Origin of the sequence: Haloarcula marismortui ATCC 43049, assembly GCF_000011085.1 — an archaeon.
Lineage (GTDB): Archaea > Halobacteriota > Halobacteria > Halobacteriales > Haloarculaceae > Haloarcula > Haloarcula marismortui.
The window spans coordinates 2,222,905-2,238,158 of the sequence record NC_006396.1 but is presented as its reverse complement, the minus strand read 5'-3'; the positions used below and the strand labels follow the sequence as shown (position 1 = coordinate 2,238,158).

At 64.3% G+C, this 15,254-nt stretch carries 17 protein-coding genes and 1 tRNA gene; 8 read left to right on the top strand and 10 right to left on the bottom strand.

From position 1 onward, the window contains the following. The first annotated feature begins 20 nt into the window (after nt 1-20). From RR_RS15220 to RR_RS15205, 4 genes are all read left to right on the top strand, one after another. Nucleotides 21-230: a DUF1328 family protein gene (locus tag RR_RS15220; RefSeq protein ID WP_011224268.1), complete on the top strand. Its 210-nt coding sequence runs from the start codon at nt 21-23 to the stop codon at nt 228-230. A 99-nt stretch (nt 231-329) separates the two neighbouring features. After that, the gene (locus tag RR_RS15215) at nt 330-533 is read left to right on the top strand and encodes a hypothetical protein (RefSeq protein WP_004959429.1); all 204 of its coding nucleotides are present in this window, start codon (nt 330-332) and stop codon (nt 531-533) included. 29 nt (nt 534-562) lie between these two features. Continuing rightward, nucleotides 563-646, top strand: a tRNA-Ser gene (locus RR_RS15210). A 146-nt stretch (nt 647-792) separates the two neighbouring features. Then, a complete protein-coding gene (locus RR_RS15205) occupies nt 793-2,271 on the top strand; it encodes a transporter (protein WP_011224266.1) in 1,479 nt (492 codons plus the stop codon). Nucleotides 2,272-2,304: 33 nt separating this feature from the next. Here RR_RS15205 and RR_RS15200 read toward each other — a convergent pair whose 3' ends face one another. Together RR_RS15200 and RR_RS15195 are read right to left on the bottom strand one after the other, a co-directional pair. After that, on the bottom strand, nt 2,305-2,676 hold the full coding sequence (locus RR_RS15200) for a VOC family protein (protein ID WP_004959424.1): 372 nt from the start codon (nt 2,674-2,676) through the stop codon (nt 2,305-2,307). A 59-nt stretch (nt 2,677-2,735) separates the two neighbouring features. Then, the gene (locus tag RR_RS15195) at nt 2,736-3,614 is read right to left on the bottom strand and encodes a PhzF family phenazine biosynthesis protein (RefSeq protein ID WP_011224265.1); all 879 of its coding nucleotides are present in this window, start codon (nt 3,612-3,614) and stop codon (nt 2,736-2,738) included. Here RR_RS15195 and RR_RS15190 point away from each other — a divergent pair. Further along, nucleotides 3,606-4,334 carry a DJ-1/PfpI family protein gene (locus RR_RS15190; RefSeq protein WP_079890996.1) on the top strand — a complete coding sequence of 243 codons (729 nt, stop codon included), beginning with the start codon at nt 3,606-3,608 and terminating at the stop codon, nt 4,332-4,334. The genes RR_RS15195 and RR_RS15190 overlap by 9 nt on opposite strands. Before the next feature lie 21 nt (nt 4,335-4,355). On the opposite strand, the gene RR_RS15185 is transcribed toward RR_RS15190, so the two are convergent. After that, nucleotides 4,356-5,429 carry a Gfo/Idh/MocA family protein gene (locus RR_RS15185; RefSeq protein ID WP_011224263.1) on the bottom strand — a complete coding sequence of 358 codons (1,074 nt, stop codon included), beginning with the start codon at nt 5,427-5,429 and terminating at the stop codon, nt 4,356-4,358. Between the two features lie 42 nt (nt 5,430-5,471). Beyond that, complete coding sequence (gene rnz / locus RR_RS15180; protein ID WP_004959414.1) at nt 5,472-6,407, bottom strand: ribonuclease Z; 936 nt, start codon at nt 6,405-6,407, stop codon at nt 5,472-5,474. A 379-nt stretch (nt 6,408-6,786) separates the two neighbouring features. Here rnz and RR_RS15175 point away from each other — a divergent pair, with 379 nt between their 5' ends. The 3 genes from RR_RS15175 to RR_RS15165 all read left to right on the top strand — a co-directional run bounded on the left by RR_RS15175 (nt 6,787) and on the right by RR_RS15165 (nt 9,583). Next, a complete protein-coding gene (locus RR_RS15175; protein ID WP_011224262.1) occupies nt 6,787-7,998 on the top strand; it encodes a hypothetical protein in 1,212 nt (403 codons plus the stop codon). A 57-nt stretch (nt 7,999-8,055) separates the two neighbouring features. Then, complete coding sequence (locus RR_RS15170) at nt 8,056-8,721, top strand: potassium channel family protein (RefSeq protein ID WP_004959408.1); 666 nt, start codon at nt 8,056-8,058, stop codon at nt 8,719-8,721. 385 nt (nt 8,722-9,106) lie between these two features. Next, entirely contained in the window at nt 9,107-9,583 is a 477-nt protein-coding gene (locus RR_RS15165) for a PIN domain-containing protein (RefSeq protein WP_004959402.1), read from the top strand. 13 nt (nt 9,584-9,596) lie between these two features. On the opposite strand, the gene RR_RS15160 is transcribed toward RR_RS15165, so the two are convergent. From RR_RS15160 to RR_RS15140, 6 genes are all read right to left on the bottom strand, one after another. Then, nucleotides 9,597-11,297: a methyl-accepting chemotaxis protein gene (locus RR_RS15160; RefSeq protein WP_011224261.1), complete on the bottom strand. Its 1,701-nt coding sequence runs from the start codon at nt 11,295-11,297 to the stop codon at nt 9,597-9,599. A gap of 132 nt (nt 11,298-11,429) precedes the next feature. Beyond that, on the bottom strand, nt 11,430-12,227 hold the full coding sequence (locus RR_RS15155; RefSeq protein ID WP_049939010.1) for an SDR family NAD(P)-dependent oxidoreductase: 798 nt from the start codon (nt 12,225-12,227) through the stop codon (nt 11,430-11,432). Then, nucleotides 12,217-12,339 (bottom strand): hypothetical protein, encoded by a 123-nt coding sequence (locus tag RR_RS23015; protein WP_269764278.1) that lies wholly within the window; start codon nt 12,337-12,339, stop codon nt 12,217-12,219. The genes RR_RS15155 and RR_RS23015 overlap by 11 nt, the downstream gene beginning before the upstream one ends. Further along, nucleotides 12,329-13,000 (bottom strand): non-canonical purine NTP pyrophosphatase, encoded by a 672-nt coding sequence (locus RR_RS15150; protein WP_011224259.1) that lies wholly within the window; start codon nt 12,998-13,000, stop codon nt 12,329-12,331. The genes RR_RS23015 and RR_RS15150 overlap by 11 nt, the downstream gene beginning before the upstream one ends. Nucleotides 13,001-13,113: 113 nt before the next feature. Further along, nucleotides 13,114-13,389 carry a DUF5808 domain-containing protein gene (locus RR_RS15145; RefSeq protein ID WP_007189444.1) on the bottom strand — a complete coding sequence of 92 codons (276 nt, stop codon included), beginning with the start codon at nt 13,387-13,389 and terminating at the stop codon, nt 13,114-13,116. Between the two features lie 215 nt (nt 13,390-13,604). After that, nucleotides 13,605-15,251, bottom strand: coding sequence for a bifunctional N(6)-L-threonylcarbamoyladenine synthase/serine/threonine protein kinase (locus RR_RS15140; RefSeq protein ID WP_011224258.1), 1,647 nt, complete (start codon nt 15,249-15,251; stop codon nt 13,605-13,607). Between the last annotated feature and the right edge of the window lie 3 nt (nt 15,252-15,254).

Here is a 15,254-nt window from a genome sequence, read left to right as displayed (position 1 = left end):
CCCCGTAACCGGTGGTATGGATGGTAGCGCTCCCGTTCGCTGCGCCATCGACTGTGACCGTGCCGCTGCAGTCCGGTGGCGGGCTGTTGTACTACGCGGTCGTCTTGGTGATTCTCGCCGTCGTCGCTGGGATTGCCGGGTTCCGTGGCATCGCCGGGCTGAGCTTCCGCGTCGCGAAGTTCCTCATCGTCATCTTCCTCGTGCTGGCGCTCGTCACGTTCCTGCTCTGATTCCGGCGATGTTTTAGCCACAGCGACCACCGTTTCGTGTATGGGATGGCCTGCACGTACAGTACCTGCCGACACAACAGCACGGAGCGGAGGGCGCTGATGGACCCGCGAACGAAGGCCAGTCTCCTGTGGGGCGTCGTCGGGGGCCTCGCGTTTCTGGTTCTGATTCAGGGCTACGAACTGCTGGCCGGGGTACCGGTGTCGATACCGGCCAAAGCTGGTGTCGCCGTAGCTGTCGGTGTTGGGGCGACGCTCACCTCATACCGCATGCAACCGCGGCTGTTCGGAAACGAAAGCCCTTAATCGCCCGCCCTCACACTCTCGAAGTACGTGCCAGAATGGCCGAATCTGGTAAGGCGCACGCCTGGAAAGCGTGTTCCCATTTGGGATTCTGGGTTCAAATCCCAGTTCTGGCGTAGCGAGGTTCGAACGAAGTGAGCCGTGAGCGGGCGTTTTCTGCGACTGACTGCGAGTGAGGAGCGCCCGCTTCTGGCACATTGGTGTGTCTCTCGCCATCGAACCACCGCACCGTTTTCCCGCCCCCAGTACTGATACTTGCTCGATGGTCGAACAGCGCGACGGTGACGAGATAGACCTGCTGGATTCCTCGATTCGGACAACCAGTGGGGCACTGGTATCAACGACGCTGTTCGTTCTCAGCGGCATCGTCTACGCGTTCGTCACGTCGCCTGCAGCGACCGGGACGTATTTTTTTATCGCCCTCTCTGTCTCGCTGGTCCTGCGTCCGATTCGGGGTATCAGCCAGGCGCTGAAGAAGGTCGGCAGCGAACGGGGCGAACTCGTCGGCCCGTATCTCGGCCTCGCCGCGCTGTTTGCCCTCGGATATCTCCTCATCGTCGGTGTAATCGTGGCCGCACTGGCCGGCGTAATCGTCCGAAATACGGTGGTTTCGCCGGGGCTGCTCGCCCCCATCGGCCTGTTTGCGGTTTCGGTCGCGCTGTCGATGATTGTGTCGAGCCTGGTCGGTGCCATCGGCTACCCGAGCGTGGAGACATGGCTCACCAGTACGCAGAGCGCTATCCAGCTCATCATCCTGCTGGCGCTGGCCCCGACACTGGCGACGGCTGTGGACTTGCTGCTTGTCGTCGCCGGAGTTCGGCTGGCGGTGCTCGGTCCTGTCGCTGTCGCGCTGGGTGTCGTCCCGACCCTACCGGACCGACACGCTGTCGAGCGCGCCTGGGACTTCGCCAAGTGGAGCATCCCGGACCAGATTTTCGACCGCCTGTCGTACAACATGCCGGTGTACGTGCTGGGTGTCGTCGCGACCCCGGCGGCCGTCGGTATCTACGAGGCCGCCGACCGGTTTGCTGACTTCGGTGCGACGATTTCCTGGCATCTCTCCTCCCCGCTGCTTACGAAGGTCAGCGGGGACTCCTCTGTTGGCGACACGCACCTCGCCTATCTCGACGGCGCGGTCACCGGCGGCACGGGTGTCACTTTCGTCGTTTTCGGCTACTTGCTGGCCGCCCACGATGTGGTTGCGCGAATCGCCTTCGCCGGTTCGGAGACCGTCTTCTCGGCGACAGTTTTGCTTGTCGGGGGCGTGAACATTCTCCGCGGCTTCTGGACGCTCACCTCACACGCCATCGAGGGTGTCGGGAAACCGAGCGTGAGCTTCCGCACGAAGCTTTACGGACTAGTGTTCAGCGTTCCAGTCCCAGCGATATTCGGTGCGGAGTTCGGAGCCGTCGCCGGGGCCGCCGGATACGCCGTGATGAATTTAGTCATCTTCGGGTACGTCCTTTACTACTCCCGGTCTGTCTTTGGACGGATTCCGATCGAACCCAAGGTAGCAACAGCCCTCACCGTCGGCCTCGGCGTCTCGTTTGTACTCACGACCGGCGCCGTTGCGGGGCTTTCGCGTGCCGGCCTCTCCCCGATTGTCGTTGCCAGCGTGGCCGCCGTGACGTGTCTCGTCGGTTTCGGCGGCTTCCTCGTTGCCGTGTCCACATCGGCTCGACTCGTCGCCGTCCGGGCGGCAACGCTGTGGCGCAGTCGCGCTCGCTCGCTGTTCGGGTGACTATCACCCGCTCGTTCGTACGGACGCCGCTACTCAGAGCCAGTGGTAGAACTCCAGCGTGTACCCCTCGGGGTCCTCGACGAAGGCGGCGAAAGCGTCGGCGGCGTCGACTTCAGTCGGTTCGAGCACCGGCGCAGCGCCGGCGTCGATGGCCGTCTCGAAGGTTTCCGCAACATCGTCGACGGTGAACGCGATGTGGTCCACGTCGGCGCGGTTCGGCGCGACCGGGGTGGTTCGGTCGGGGTCGTGGCGCAGTTGCAAGTCTCCGTCGCCGTCCCGGCCGAGATAGACGTTCTCCACGCCGTCTAGCGTGAACCGATTCGTCTCCTCGAAGCCCAGTGCATCGTAGAACTCCATTGCCCGGTCGAGGTCTGAGACGCAGATAGCGGTGTGTGCGAGGTCCATGCCGCGGCGTTGTGGACGGGGCGAAATGAGTGTGCCGGAAACCCGGCTGTCACGGCCACTTAGAGCAGGTCGCCACGAGCGACGGCGACGACGCTGCCGCCGACTCGGACGCTGATATCCTCGCCGCTGCCGTCAGTCGAGAGATGCAACAGCGACGGTCGCCCCATCTCGTAGCCCTGCTCGACACGGGCCTCGACGGCAGGGCTGCCGAGCATCTCGTGTCGGGCGAGATACGCGGCCAGACAGCCGTTCGAGGAGCCAGTCGCGGGGTCCTCCAGTACGTTGTAGAACGGTGCGAACACGCGGACAGCGAGGTCGTTGTCGTCGCTCCGCGGCTCTCGGCAGACCGCCAGAACGTTCTTTGCGTCGCGGTCGCCGGTCACGGCGTCGTAGGCGTCGCGGTCCAGGTCGATGGCTCCCAGCGCGTCGCGGTCGGCCACCGGGACGACAATCGTCGCCAGCCCCGTGGAGACGATTTCGACCGGCCAGTCGTGGTCCAGTCGGTCAGCCGGCAGGCCGAGAACGGCGGCGAGGTCCTCGTGGGCCAACTGCTCGCCGAACTCGGGGGCCTGCTGTGTCATCCACAGGGTCTCGCGGCCGTCGCGCTCTCGCACTTCGACCGGGACCTCGCCGACAGGCAAGTCCAGCGTCACCGTTTCGGGATTTCCGTCGGCCAGATGATCCCGGATGACCTGGGCCGTCCCGAGCGTCGGGTGGCCAGCGAAGGGTATCTCGGCCGCCGGAGTGAAGATGCGGACCGGCCACGCACCGTCGGTCGGCTCGCCGGTAACAAACGTCGTTTCGGAGTAGTCCATCTCGGCGGCGATGGCCTGCATTTCGTCCTTGTGGAGGTCGCCGGCATCGGTCACGACGGCGAGCTGGTTCCCGGCGTATCGCTCCTGTGCGAACACGTCGACAATGTGGAACGGGTGGGACATACCTACTCGCTCGGCGTCGCTCCCAAAGAACACTCCGGATGCCTGTCGGATGGTACCGAGTCGCTTGAAGCCACCGGGCTATTTCTCGCCGTCAGCCGTATCGAGGGCATGGACACTGTTGCAATCGCCTGCTTCGACGGATTCGACGAACTGGATGCCATCGGCCCCTACGAGGTGTTCGAGAACGCGGCGCGCTTTGGCGCGTCGTGGGATGTGACGCTCCGTTCAGCCCGAGAGAGTGACATCGTCACTGCGAGCCATGGGCTCCGAATCGAACCTGACGGGCCGCTCGCCGACGTGGCCCCGGACCTGCTCGTCGTGGCCGGCGGCGGGTGGAACGACCGAAGTGAGGCCGGCGTCTGGACGGAGACCGAACGCGGCGACCTGCCCGACGCCGTCGCGGCGGCACACGACCGCGGCGCGACTGTTGCCGGCGTCTGTACCGGCGGGATGGTCCTCTCCCGGGCCGGCCTGCTCGATGGCCGGCCAGCGGTGACACATGGCGGCGCAATCGAGGACCTGCGGGCGACCGACGCGACGGTTGTCGACGCCCGGGTCGTCGACGACGACGACGTTCTGACCTGTGGCGGCGTCACGTCCGGGCTGGACCTCGCTGTCCACCTCGTCGAACGCGAGTGGGGCGCGGACGTGGCCGCCGCTGTCTGTGAAGAGATGGAGTACGAACCCCGTGGCGACATCTTCAGGGGCGACTCGGCCTAAGAGCGCCGGTGGACGGGCGTCTCAGGCGCTTGAGCGGGCGTCGTCGAGCAGCGCCTGCACGTCGACGGCCTCGCCGGTCGCGCTGCTCTCGATGGCGGCGAAGACGATAGCCATCGACTGGAGGACGCTGTCGACGTTCGTCGGCATCGGCTCGCCGCCATCGACCCAGTCACAGAACTGCTCGATGAGCCAGGCGTTCTTCCAGTGGGGCCGTTCGGCCAGCGGCACCGCCTCGCCGTCGCCCTTGCCGATGCTCTCGAAGTTCCCGGTGTCGTACGCGTCGGCGTGGAACCGCTCGACATCGCGGCGGTCGAGGAGGACCGTCTGGTCCGAGCACTCGGCGCGGAACTGCTCGTGGCCCCAGCCGTTCAGCGTCGTCGCGTTGGCGTAACTGCCCTCGTACTGTGCACGGGTCCCGTCGGCGAAATGCAGCGTCACGAGGCCGCTGCAGTCTCCGTCGTAGTCGGCCTCCTCGGGCGTCCACGTCTCGGCGTACACCCGCTCGCAGGGTGAATCGGCCAGCGACGCGAGGATGTCGAGGTGGTGGATTGCGCCGTCGAGCAGGAGCATGTTGTCCATCTCGTAGACGTAGTCGGCGTAGAAGCCGCGTTCGCGGACGTTGCCCGTGTACCGGGCCGTCAGATAATCGATGTCGCCGGCTTCCTCAACGGCCCGGCGGAACGTCGTCTTGTCCCGGTCGAACCGGTGGCTCATGGTGACGCCCATCTTCTTGCCGGCCTCCTCGACCTTCTCGGCCACGCGGACCGACGCCTCCAGCGTGTCGGCAATCGGCTTCTCCGAGATGATATGCAGGTCGTGGGCGAGTGCCGTCTCCACCACGGCCTCGTGGGTCGACGGCGGTGTCACGATAGAACAGATGTCGGCCGGCCGCTCCGAGAGCGCGGTTTCGAGGTCGGTGTAGCACTCCTCGGGCGACAGTCCGAGTTCTTGCTCTGCCAGCTCGTGTCGTTCCGGGTCGGTGTCGACCGCGGCGACGACCTCGATTCGGTCGTCGTGAACGTTTGGCGGAATCGCGTCTGTCGCCCAGGTGGACCCCTGGCCCCCCAGACCGACGTGGACTAATCTGTGTGTCATGGCTTCGTTATCGCTTCGAGGAATAAATGCTGCACTATCTCATCAGTACTCGTCTGCGTCCGGGAACTCGACACGGCGCTCCATCCCGTCTTCGGCGAGCACGACCTCGCCGTCGAACGCGTCTCGGGCTTCGTCGACTAGCTCGTCGGCGCTCGCGGCGTAGCGGGTCGAAATATGGGTCAGTGCCAGCGTCGACGCGCCGGCCTGCCGCGCCACGTCGGCGGCTTCCCGGGCGGTTGAGTGCGCCGTCGCCTTCGCTCGCTCTTTCCGGTCCTCGGCGAAGGTAGCGTCGTGGACGAGGAGGTCTGCGTCCTCGCTCGCTTCGATGACGCTCTCTGTCGGCAGCGTGTCGCCGGTGTAGACGAATCGCCGGCCGGGACGAGCTGGACCGACGACGGCCTCCGGCTGGATAGTCTCACCCTCGTGTTCGACGGCCTCACCGCGGTGGAGCTTGGAGTACTTCGGCCCTGGCGGGATACCGAACTCCTCTTCGGCTTTCTCCCGGTCGAACTTCCCCTTCCGGTCGTCCTCATCGAGGACGTATCCGACGCTAGCACAGCGGTGGGCTGTCTCGATTGCCCGAATCTCGTACTCCGACCGGTCGAGGACTACGTCGCCGGCCGACACTTCGTTGATGCGGACGGGAAACGAGGGGGTCGTCCCGTTGGCCTGGATGAGCTGTTTGATATTCCCGCGTGTGCCCGCCGGCGTGTGGATGGCGATGGCGCGCTCCCGTTCGTTGAAATCCCACGTCTGGAGCAGCCCCGGAATCCCGAGGACGTGGTCGCCGTGGAGATGCGTGACGAACAGGTGGTCGATAGCGAAGCCAGTGCCGTAGCGCATCATCTGTCGCTGTGTGCCCTCGCCGCAATCGAAGAGGAGGTAGTCGCCGTCGCGGTTGACGAAGATGCTGCTCGTGTTGCGCTGGGTCGTCGGCACGGCCCCACTCGTCCCGAGAAACGTCACGCGCATGGTCATCGCATCCTCTACTGTCGACGGGTAAACCGGTGTCGAAAGGACGGCGCTACGGGTATGGTAGCACTCATCGTCTGGTGCGGTCGGGTCGCTGGGACGGGTGTTTGTGTGTCCAGCGGTGAGATAGCTATTCGTACTGATCGCAATAACGGCTGCTTTCCGCCGTCTCTGGCCGTCTAGTGCCCTTCTCTGCCGAGGGTTTAATCACCAGCAAAACAATTTACCACTGGGTAAGTGTCGACCATCCTTACGTTACCGACCCGGATGTAACAAGGGAACGGCTTAGCAGGTTATTATGTTCTGTTGAACTGTCTCGCCAGTTTATCTGTTACTCATTCGTTGCAACGTTCGCATTGCCTTCCGATCACCGCAGAACCGAATCATGATACGCACTCGCACACTTGTCGTTTTCGCTGCGTTGCTCGTCGTCGGCGGCCTCACCGCACAGGTTGGGGCTGTACCGGGCGTGACAGCGCAACAGGAATCGCCGTTAGAACAATCTGGGAACACAGGGGTCGCTGTCGACTCTCTGACCGCACCGCAGAGCGTCGCCCCGAACTCGACTGCTGATGTGGCCGCGACGGTCACGAACAACGAGAACGCCTCGGTGACTGAATCCGTGGCGTTCCGGTTCGACGGGGCTGTCGTCGACCGGACGCTGGTCACGCTTGCGCCTAACGAGAGCACGACTGTCCAGTTCTCCGCGGACACGACAGACATCGAACCCGGTGACTACCGCCACGGTGTCTTCACCAGCGACGACGGGCAGGTCGCCCCTGTTACCGTCTCCGACTCGTTTACGCTGGAGACACTTGACGCGCCGACAAACGCCACCGCCGGCGATAACGTCACCGCTGACGCAACCGTCGCCAACCCAAACGACTTCAACACGACACAAACCGTCGAGTTCCGACTTGGCGGCCAGCCGCTCGCCTCCGAGTCCGTGACCCTCGACGCGAACGAATCTACGGACGTGACGTTCACCGTCGACACAACTGATATCGAGCCGGATACGTACACCCACAGCGTCTTCACGCGCGACGACGGTGCGTTCGCCGAGATCACCATCGAGTCTGCTATCGACGCGCCTGAAGAGCCGACCGAAAACGAGACCGAGGAGCCGCCAGCGGACGAGACCGAAGAACCGCCGGCGAACGAAACTGAGGAGCCACCCGCGAACGAGACTGAAGAACCACCAGCGAACGAGACCGAAGAGCCACCCGCAAACGAAACCGAGGAGCCGCCAGTGAACGAGACTGACGAACCGCCAGCGGACGAGACCGAAGAGCCGCCAGCGAACGAGACTGAGGAGCCACCAGCGGACGAAACCGAGGAGCCGCCAGCGGACGAGACTGAGGAGCCGCCAGCGAACGAGACTGAGGAGCCGCCAGCGAACGAGATTGAGGAGCCGCCAGTGAACGAGACTGACGAACCACCAGCGGACGAAACAGAGGAGCCGCCAGCGGACGAGACTGACGAACCACCAGCGGACGAGACTGACGAACCACCAGCGGACGAAACCGAAGAGCCGACCGAAAACGAGACTGACGAAACGGACAACGCGACCGAAGAAAACGCGACGACAGAAGGCTAACCCGCGCCACCCTGTCACCCGTTCACATTTTTAATGGTGGCCGTCGTACCGTAGTCCATGAAGTTCGTTATCGTTGGCTATGGCCGCGTCGGCATCCGGACCGCACGGATTCTACAGAGCGAGGGGCACGAAGTCGTTATCGTCGACAACGACCCTGTGAAGGTCGAACGGGCCACGGAAACCGGGTTCGAGACGATCCAGGGTGACGGCAACGAGGAAAGCGTCCTCGTCGATGCCGGTATCGAAAGTGCGGACGCTATCGGCGGTCTCACGGGCGACCTGAACACGAACTTCACCGCCTGCATGATCGGCAAAGAGTTCGGCTGTCGGACGGTCCTGCGGATTGATGCCGACTACCGCGAGGAGATCTACGAGAAGTACGCCGCTGACGTGGATGAGATAATCTACCCCGAGCGACTGGGCGCGGCTGGTGCGAAGACGGCACTACTGGGCGGTGACTTCAACGTCCTCGCCGACCTGACCGAACAGCTTTCGGTCGCGAGTATCCGCATTCCCGACGACTCGCCGTTCGTCGGAAAGCGGGTCGTCGAGGTGGACCTTCCCGGCGATGCTCACATCTACGCACACGGGACGGACCACGAACCGATGACGATTCCGCTCCCACAGACTAAAATCGAACCCGGCGACAGTGTCGCGATCATGGCTGATCCCGGCGGGCTGGACGACATTCGAGCGACGCTCCGGGGCGACGCGTCCGCCTGAGACTCTGGAAGTCCGGCCCGCTCTGTCGCAGTTTCTCTCAGACTGACGGTACCAGCTGTCTTTGACGAAAGCCGGGGGGAGTAGAATATGAAAGGGAGGATCGCGGTGTCCGGGCGCGCCTGGGGAGGATAGGATGGCACGCAGTGTCACCGACATCCACTGGGGCCGTGGAAGCGCGCCCGTACCGGGTGGAATGCTACCGGTAGGGATAAATGCCCGTCAGACAGGCGACAGACGGATGACAGACGGCACGGCTTTTTGCCCGTTCAGCCACTGACTCCCCCTATGACTTGGGCGACGCTGTTTGAACGTGCGGCGGACCACCAGACTACGGTCGACGCTGTCTGTGCAGCGCTCGACGAACATCGGGTGGAGGACGACAGCGATGCGTGAGCCGTCGCCGGCGCGTGTCGTCGCTGATGCCGACGTCCTCGCTGCCGACCTGCTGTGTGGACCAGACAGCGATGCACGTGCTGCCATCGACCATCTCCGTCGGCACTCATGGGTCACGCTTGTTGCGAGTGACCACCTGTTAGACGATGCCAGCGCCGTCATCGCCGACCTCGCCAACGACACCCTGGCGGCTGACTGGCGGGCGCGAATTGAGCCCGACTGTGACATCGTAGATCACCCTGCCGGCGACCATCCCGCGCTGGCCTCGGCCTACCGGGGTGGCGCACAGCACTTGCTTTCCTATGCGGACGACCTGCGTAGCGCACAGACCAGCGCGTCGCTCAACCGTCATATGTCGCTGAGTGTCAGACCGCCGGACGCTTTCGCTCGCCTGTTCGACCCAGAATCACTGTACCCCGTTGTCGAGAACGGCGAGTATCCCGGTCCAGACCGGGATCCACGCGCGTAGCGAGTAGCCCTGCTTAGTCGTCAGCCGTCGTTACCGTGGCTGTCGAGACTGTCTTCGATGGTCCAGCGCCCTCGGCGATATCGAACGCCGCAAGCACCTCACGCAGGTCATCGGTCTGGGCCGCCATCTCCTGTACTTCGGTGGTCACTTCGGTAATCGTCGCTGTTTGCTCCTCGGTGGCAGCGGCGACAGCCTCGGACTCCTCGTTGGTCTGTTCGCTCACCGCCGCGACCTCGTCGACCATATCGACGACCTCCTGCGTGGTCTCTGCCTGCTCGGCGGTGGCACCCGATATCTCCTGAATCGAGGCGTTTACCTCGCCGAGCACGTCGACGATATCCTCGAAGTCTCGGAGCGCAGACTCGATAGTCGCGGCACTGTCTGTCACCTGCTGGTTTGTCGCTTCCACGTTGCTGACGGTTTCGCTGGCCTCGTGCTGGACCGCTTCGATGCGGTCCGACACATCCGTCGCGGCATCGTGGGTCTCCTCTGCGAGTGTCTTCACCTCGTCGGCAACGACAGCGAATCCGTCGCCGCTTCCGTCCGCACGGGCCGCCTCGATCGAGGCGTTCAGTGCGAGCATGTTGGTCTGCTCGGCGATGTCCGTGATGACCTCCACGATGTCGTCGATTTCGCTGATCTGGTCGACCAGACTCTCGACCGCAACGGCGATATCGTCGATACGAGCCTCCATCTCGTCGAGTTCGTCGATCGCCTGCTCGGCGTCCGCACGCCCCTCTCGGCCTCGCCGTGTCGCCTTCTCGGCGGTGTCGGCCGCGTTTTCGGCGGTCGCGGCGATCTCTTCGACGGTGGCAGATAGCGTGTTCATCTCGGACGCGACGTCGTCGTGGCGCGACGCCTGCTGACTGGCTCCAGCCGAAATCTCCTGAATCGACCGGGAGATCTCGTCACTCGCGTCGTTGATCTCCGTGACGCTTCGGGTGACGTGGTCGCTCGTCTCGTCGACGTCCTCTGCGAACGCGGCGACGGTTGCGACCGTCTCTCCCAGCGTCGTCACGAGGTCGTTGTAGTTCTCGACGACGGCGTCAAACTGCTCGTCGTCGGCCGCGAACTCCTCGTCGATAGTGGCTGTCAGGTCCCCGTCTTTCGCCTGTTCGGCAGCGTCACCGAAGGCGACAACAAGGTCGTTGAGTGCCTGCGAGCGCCGTTCGAGGTCGCTGGTCATCGTCTGGAGTTCGGTGGTGTACTCGTCCATACTGGCGGCCATCTGCTCCAGTGACTGTCCGAACGTCCCAGGCACGTCCTCATCGAGAACATCGGCGTCGAACTCCTGCCGAGAGAGTGCGTCGGCCTGCCGAGACACTGTCAGCAGATAGGACTGCATCGACCGAAACGACGAGAGCAGTTCGGCGACCTCGTCGTCGCGCTCGCTCTCGGGCAGTTCGACATCGAGTTCGCCGGACGCGATGTGGTCCGCACCCGCGGCCATCGCTGTGACGGGTTCGACGAAGTCTTCGCGGGTGATGAACACCGTGTTGGCGAACGCGACAATAGCGCCAGCGAGCAACACGCCAGTGACGACGAACCGGACCGTCCCGGTGGCAACAAGCGAGACAACTGCCAGCGCGACCGAAGCGCCAAACTGCAGACCGACGGCTGCGAGCACCTTCCGTTCGACCGAACCGGAGACGCCAAAAACATCAAGCGATCCACGTATCACCGCTTTGTATTTTCTGATGGGGTCTGTGAGCATACGCACCTTTTTCTTACAGTGTTTAATAAGGTTCGAGTCCAATTCTCGGATATTGAAAAGGAATCAGTCAATGAAAAATCGACATGAGTGGATATGGGCGGCGAAACCAATGACAGTCTCGGAACTGATTCTCTACCGGTCCTGATTGACCAGCGCTGCAACGCGCCGGACGGCCCAGCGCGGTGTCACCCTCACCAATCGGTCGATAAGCCGCATCGACCGGCGCGGGATAACGATAGTCTCGCCAGCGGCGGCCCCCTCGTAGGCCGCTGATGCGACCGCATCGGGTGTGTTCGTGGCGACCGACCCGACCGTCGAGTCCGTCATTCCCGCTCGTTCCTGAAACTCCGTGTCGACCGGGCCGGGACAGACCACCGTCACGTCGACCGATGTCTTCCGTAATTCCTCAGCCAGTGCTTCGCTGAAGCTGTTGATGTACGCTTTGCTCGCGTAGTAGCCAGCGAGGTTCGGCCCCGGCTGGAACCCGGCGACTGAACCCATGTTGATAACCGCGCCGCCATCGTCGAACTCGTCAATGAACAGCCGGGTCAGTTCGACCGGGAGCATGACGTTCAGGCGCAACTGCGTTCGCTCCGCGTCGAGGTCGCTTTCGGCGAACTGGCCGTAGGTCCCCACACCGACGTTGTTGACGAGCACGTCGATGTCCAGACCGCGCTCGGTCACCTCCTCGTACAGCTCTTCAGCGGCCGCCGGGCGGTCGAGGTCCATCACGACAGAGGTCGCCGTGACTCCCCTCGTTTCGAGGTCCTCGGCCAGCCGCTCCAGCTTCCCCTTGCTTCGGGCGACCAGCACCACGTCGTGCCCGCGTGCGGCGAACTCCTGTGCCAGCGCTCTACCGATGCCCGCCGACGCACCGGTTATCAAGGCGGTGCCACCGGTCCCGACGACCGGTACGTCGCTACCGCTCACCGTACCACTCCGCGACCGTTGTCGCTTCGGGTTCCAGCGCCGTCGGTCCCTCGCCGCTGGAACTTCCGAGGGATGGGTCCCATCCCTCGACGGACGGTTCGCTACCGCTCACCGTACCACTCCGCGAACTTCGCTAACGCCCGGCCGCGGTGGGAGATCGCGTTCTTCTGCTCGGTGCTCATCTCCGCGAACGTCGTTCCGTCGTGCTCGAAGATGGGGTCGAAGCCGAACCCTCCCTCGCCGCGCGGGGCGACGATTTCGCCGTTCACGCGCCCCTCGAACAGTTTGACCGGGACTGTCTCGCTGCTCTGGGCCGCGCTTCCGTCGTGGACCTGCTCGTCCGTCGTCGCCGTGCCGCGGTCGTCAGCCGACAGGTCCTGTCCACGCCGGTCCTCGCGGTCGATACCGCCCGGGTCCGGCGTCGCTTCGAAGCCCTCGCCGTCACAGTAGGCGATGACCGTTTTGAACGCTGCACCGCGGTCGTCCTCCGGTTCGGTCATGCGCCAGACGCGTTCCACGCCGACAGTGTCCTCGACGTACGAGGAGTACGGGCCGGGGAACCCATCGAAGGCGTCGATGAACAGCCCCGCATCGTCGACGATGACCGGCCCGTCAGCCGCGCGGTAGGCTGCTCGCGCTCCCTTGGCCGCGACCGTTCGCAGGTCGTCGGCTTGCACCTCCGGGTAGTCGAAGTCGAACTGCTGGACGTCGTCGTCGAGATACTCGGTCGCCTCCCGGACTTTCCCGGGATTGGTTGTGACAAAATTGAGCATACCGGCACACAGCGACCGGCGATAAAAGAGCCGTCGAAACTCCGCGCAGGCGGACTGCTGTAGATTATTTCCGGCCGTGCCAGGCACGTACCGGTCCCTCGCTACACCCCGTCTCAGTCGACGACGACTTCGACCGGTTCGTCCTCATTCTCGGACTCGAACTCCTCGCTGCTGCCGCCGCGTTCGAGATACAGCATCACGCCAGCGACCGCCAGCACGACCCACGAGCGCCAGTTCGCCAGGTTCAGGGTGTAACCGATCCCGAACGGCTTCTCCACCAGCATATCATCGCCTGGCTTCCAATAGGACGACACCAACCGCTTAAGACTCGGTCGTTCAAAGTTGTACGGCACGCCGAACAACGTTCCCGACTGGGGTTTTTCTGCCATACTGCGTTCTATTCGGGCCGAGGTTAAACCATTTGTCCACCACCTTTTTCGTCGTCGGGTTTCCTCGCGGCGCGAAGCGCCGCTGCGGGAACCCTCCTCGAAAAACGTGGGCGAAAAAGGCGCGAATCGCTCCGCGATTCGCGTGAAACCGCGGCCTTCGGCCGCGGTATGCTTGCTCCGCCGACCGCAACTCAGCACCGCCCTTGGTTCCTATCCTACTGATACCGACCCCGGCCCTCGATGTCGTCGAGGCTAGCGAACACCGCGTCGGCGTGGTCGCTCTCGGTCCGGTAGGCGTCCTCGGCGGCCGACAGCAGCGTCTCGGGGTCGTCCGCGGTCCCGGCGAGCGACTGGGCGAGGACGTGAAGGTCCATCGCGTGGTCCTCGGCCTCCTGCGTGTAGTAGCCGAGTCCGAAGTCGATGAGGGTGGTCCGGTCCGCCTGCTCGTCACGGCCACCCACCCGGACGTTCCGGGTCGTCGGGTCGCCGTGCACGAAGCCGGCGTCGTGGATGCGAGCGAGCCAGCGGCCAACGTCCGCGACCCGCCCCTCGGACAGCCCCTCGCGGAGGTCTGTGTCGCCCACGCGCTGGAAGACAATGCGCGACTCCTGTGGGTCGACATCTCGGACCAGCGGCGTCGGGACGCCGTTGCGGCGCGCCTCGCTGGTGAGCCGGGCTTCCTGCCGGGTCCGCTCAGTCCTGAGACGCTCGTCCAGCGTCGGGTGGCGGTAGCTCCGCGGCACGCGCACCTTGATCACCCGGTCCCCATCGAAGTGGACGGTCGCCTCTGCGCCCTGAACTTCGTCGCCTCCCATCCGGTAGCTGTCCACCGACTCCTCGGGTCCCCGCCAGGTGACGGCCACTTCGTCGGGCCGGAAGTTCGAATCGATGCGGGAGTCCTCGATGGCGATGGTGTCGCCAGCCGCGTACATCTTCGCGCCGAGCATCGCTATCATCCCGGCGTTGTCCCGCAGGAAGCGGTTTTCCGGAGCGTAGAATTCTGCCTCGCGTTGCTCACACATCTCACCGAGCATCCGCTGGAGACGGGCGTTCTGGCCGACGCCGCCGCCAAGCACCAGTTCGTCGGCCCCGGTCAGCGACAGCGCCCGCTCGGAGACTTCCGTCAGCATCGCGAAGATGGTTTCCTCCATCCCGCGGCAGACGTTCTCGACCGGGACGCCGTCGTCGACTGCCTGCTTGGCGGCGCTCATGATGCCCGAAAAGGAGAAGTCCATCCCCTTGACGACGTAGGGCAGTTCGTGGTACTCGCCGTCCCGGGCGTGCTGTTCGACCTTCGGCCCGCCGGGATGGGACCAGCCGATGTGGCGCGTGAACTTGTCGATGGCGTTGCCGACGCCGGTGTCCATCGTCTCGCCCAGCACGCGATACCGGCCGTTCCGGTAGCCCAGAATGTGGGCGTTCGCGCCGGAGGCGTTGAGGCACACCGGCGAATCGAAGCCCGAGCGGTGGCGGCCCACTTCGAGGTGGGCGACCATGTGGTTCACGCCGACCAGCGGCACGTCGAACCGCTGGGCGACCGCCCGGGCGGCCGTGGCGACGATTCGCAAGCAGGGTCCCAGCCCCGGACCGCGGGCAAAGGCGACGGCGTCGATCGGTGCGCTGTCGTCTCCGTCCCTGCCGGCGCGCCCGTGTGTGTGTTCGATAGCCGTCTCGACGACGGTCGGGATGGCTTCGCCCATATGCTCGGCGGCCTCGCGCGGGTGGATGCCGCCGCTGTCTGGCGCGTACGCGTCAGTTTCGATGAAAACGTGATCGTCGTCGGTTACCCGGGCCGGGTCCGGCGTCTCAAACACCGAAGCACTAGCTGCCCAGGCGGTACCTTCGATACCCAGAATACGCATCGG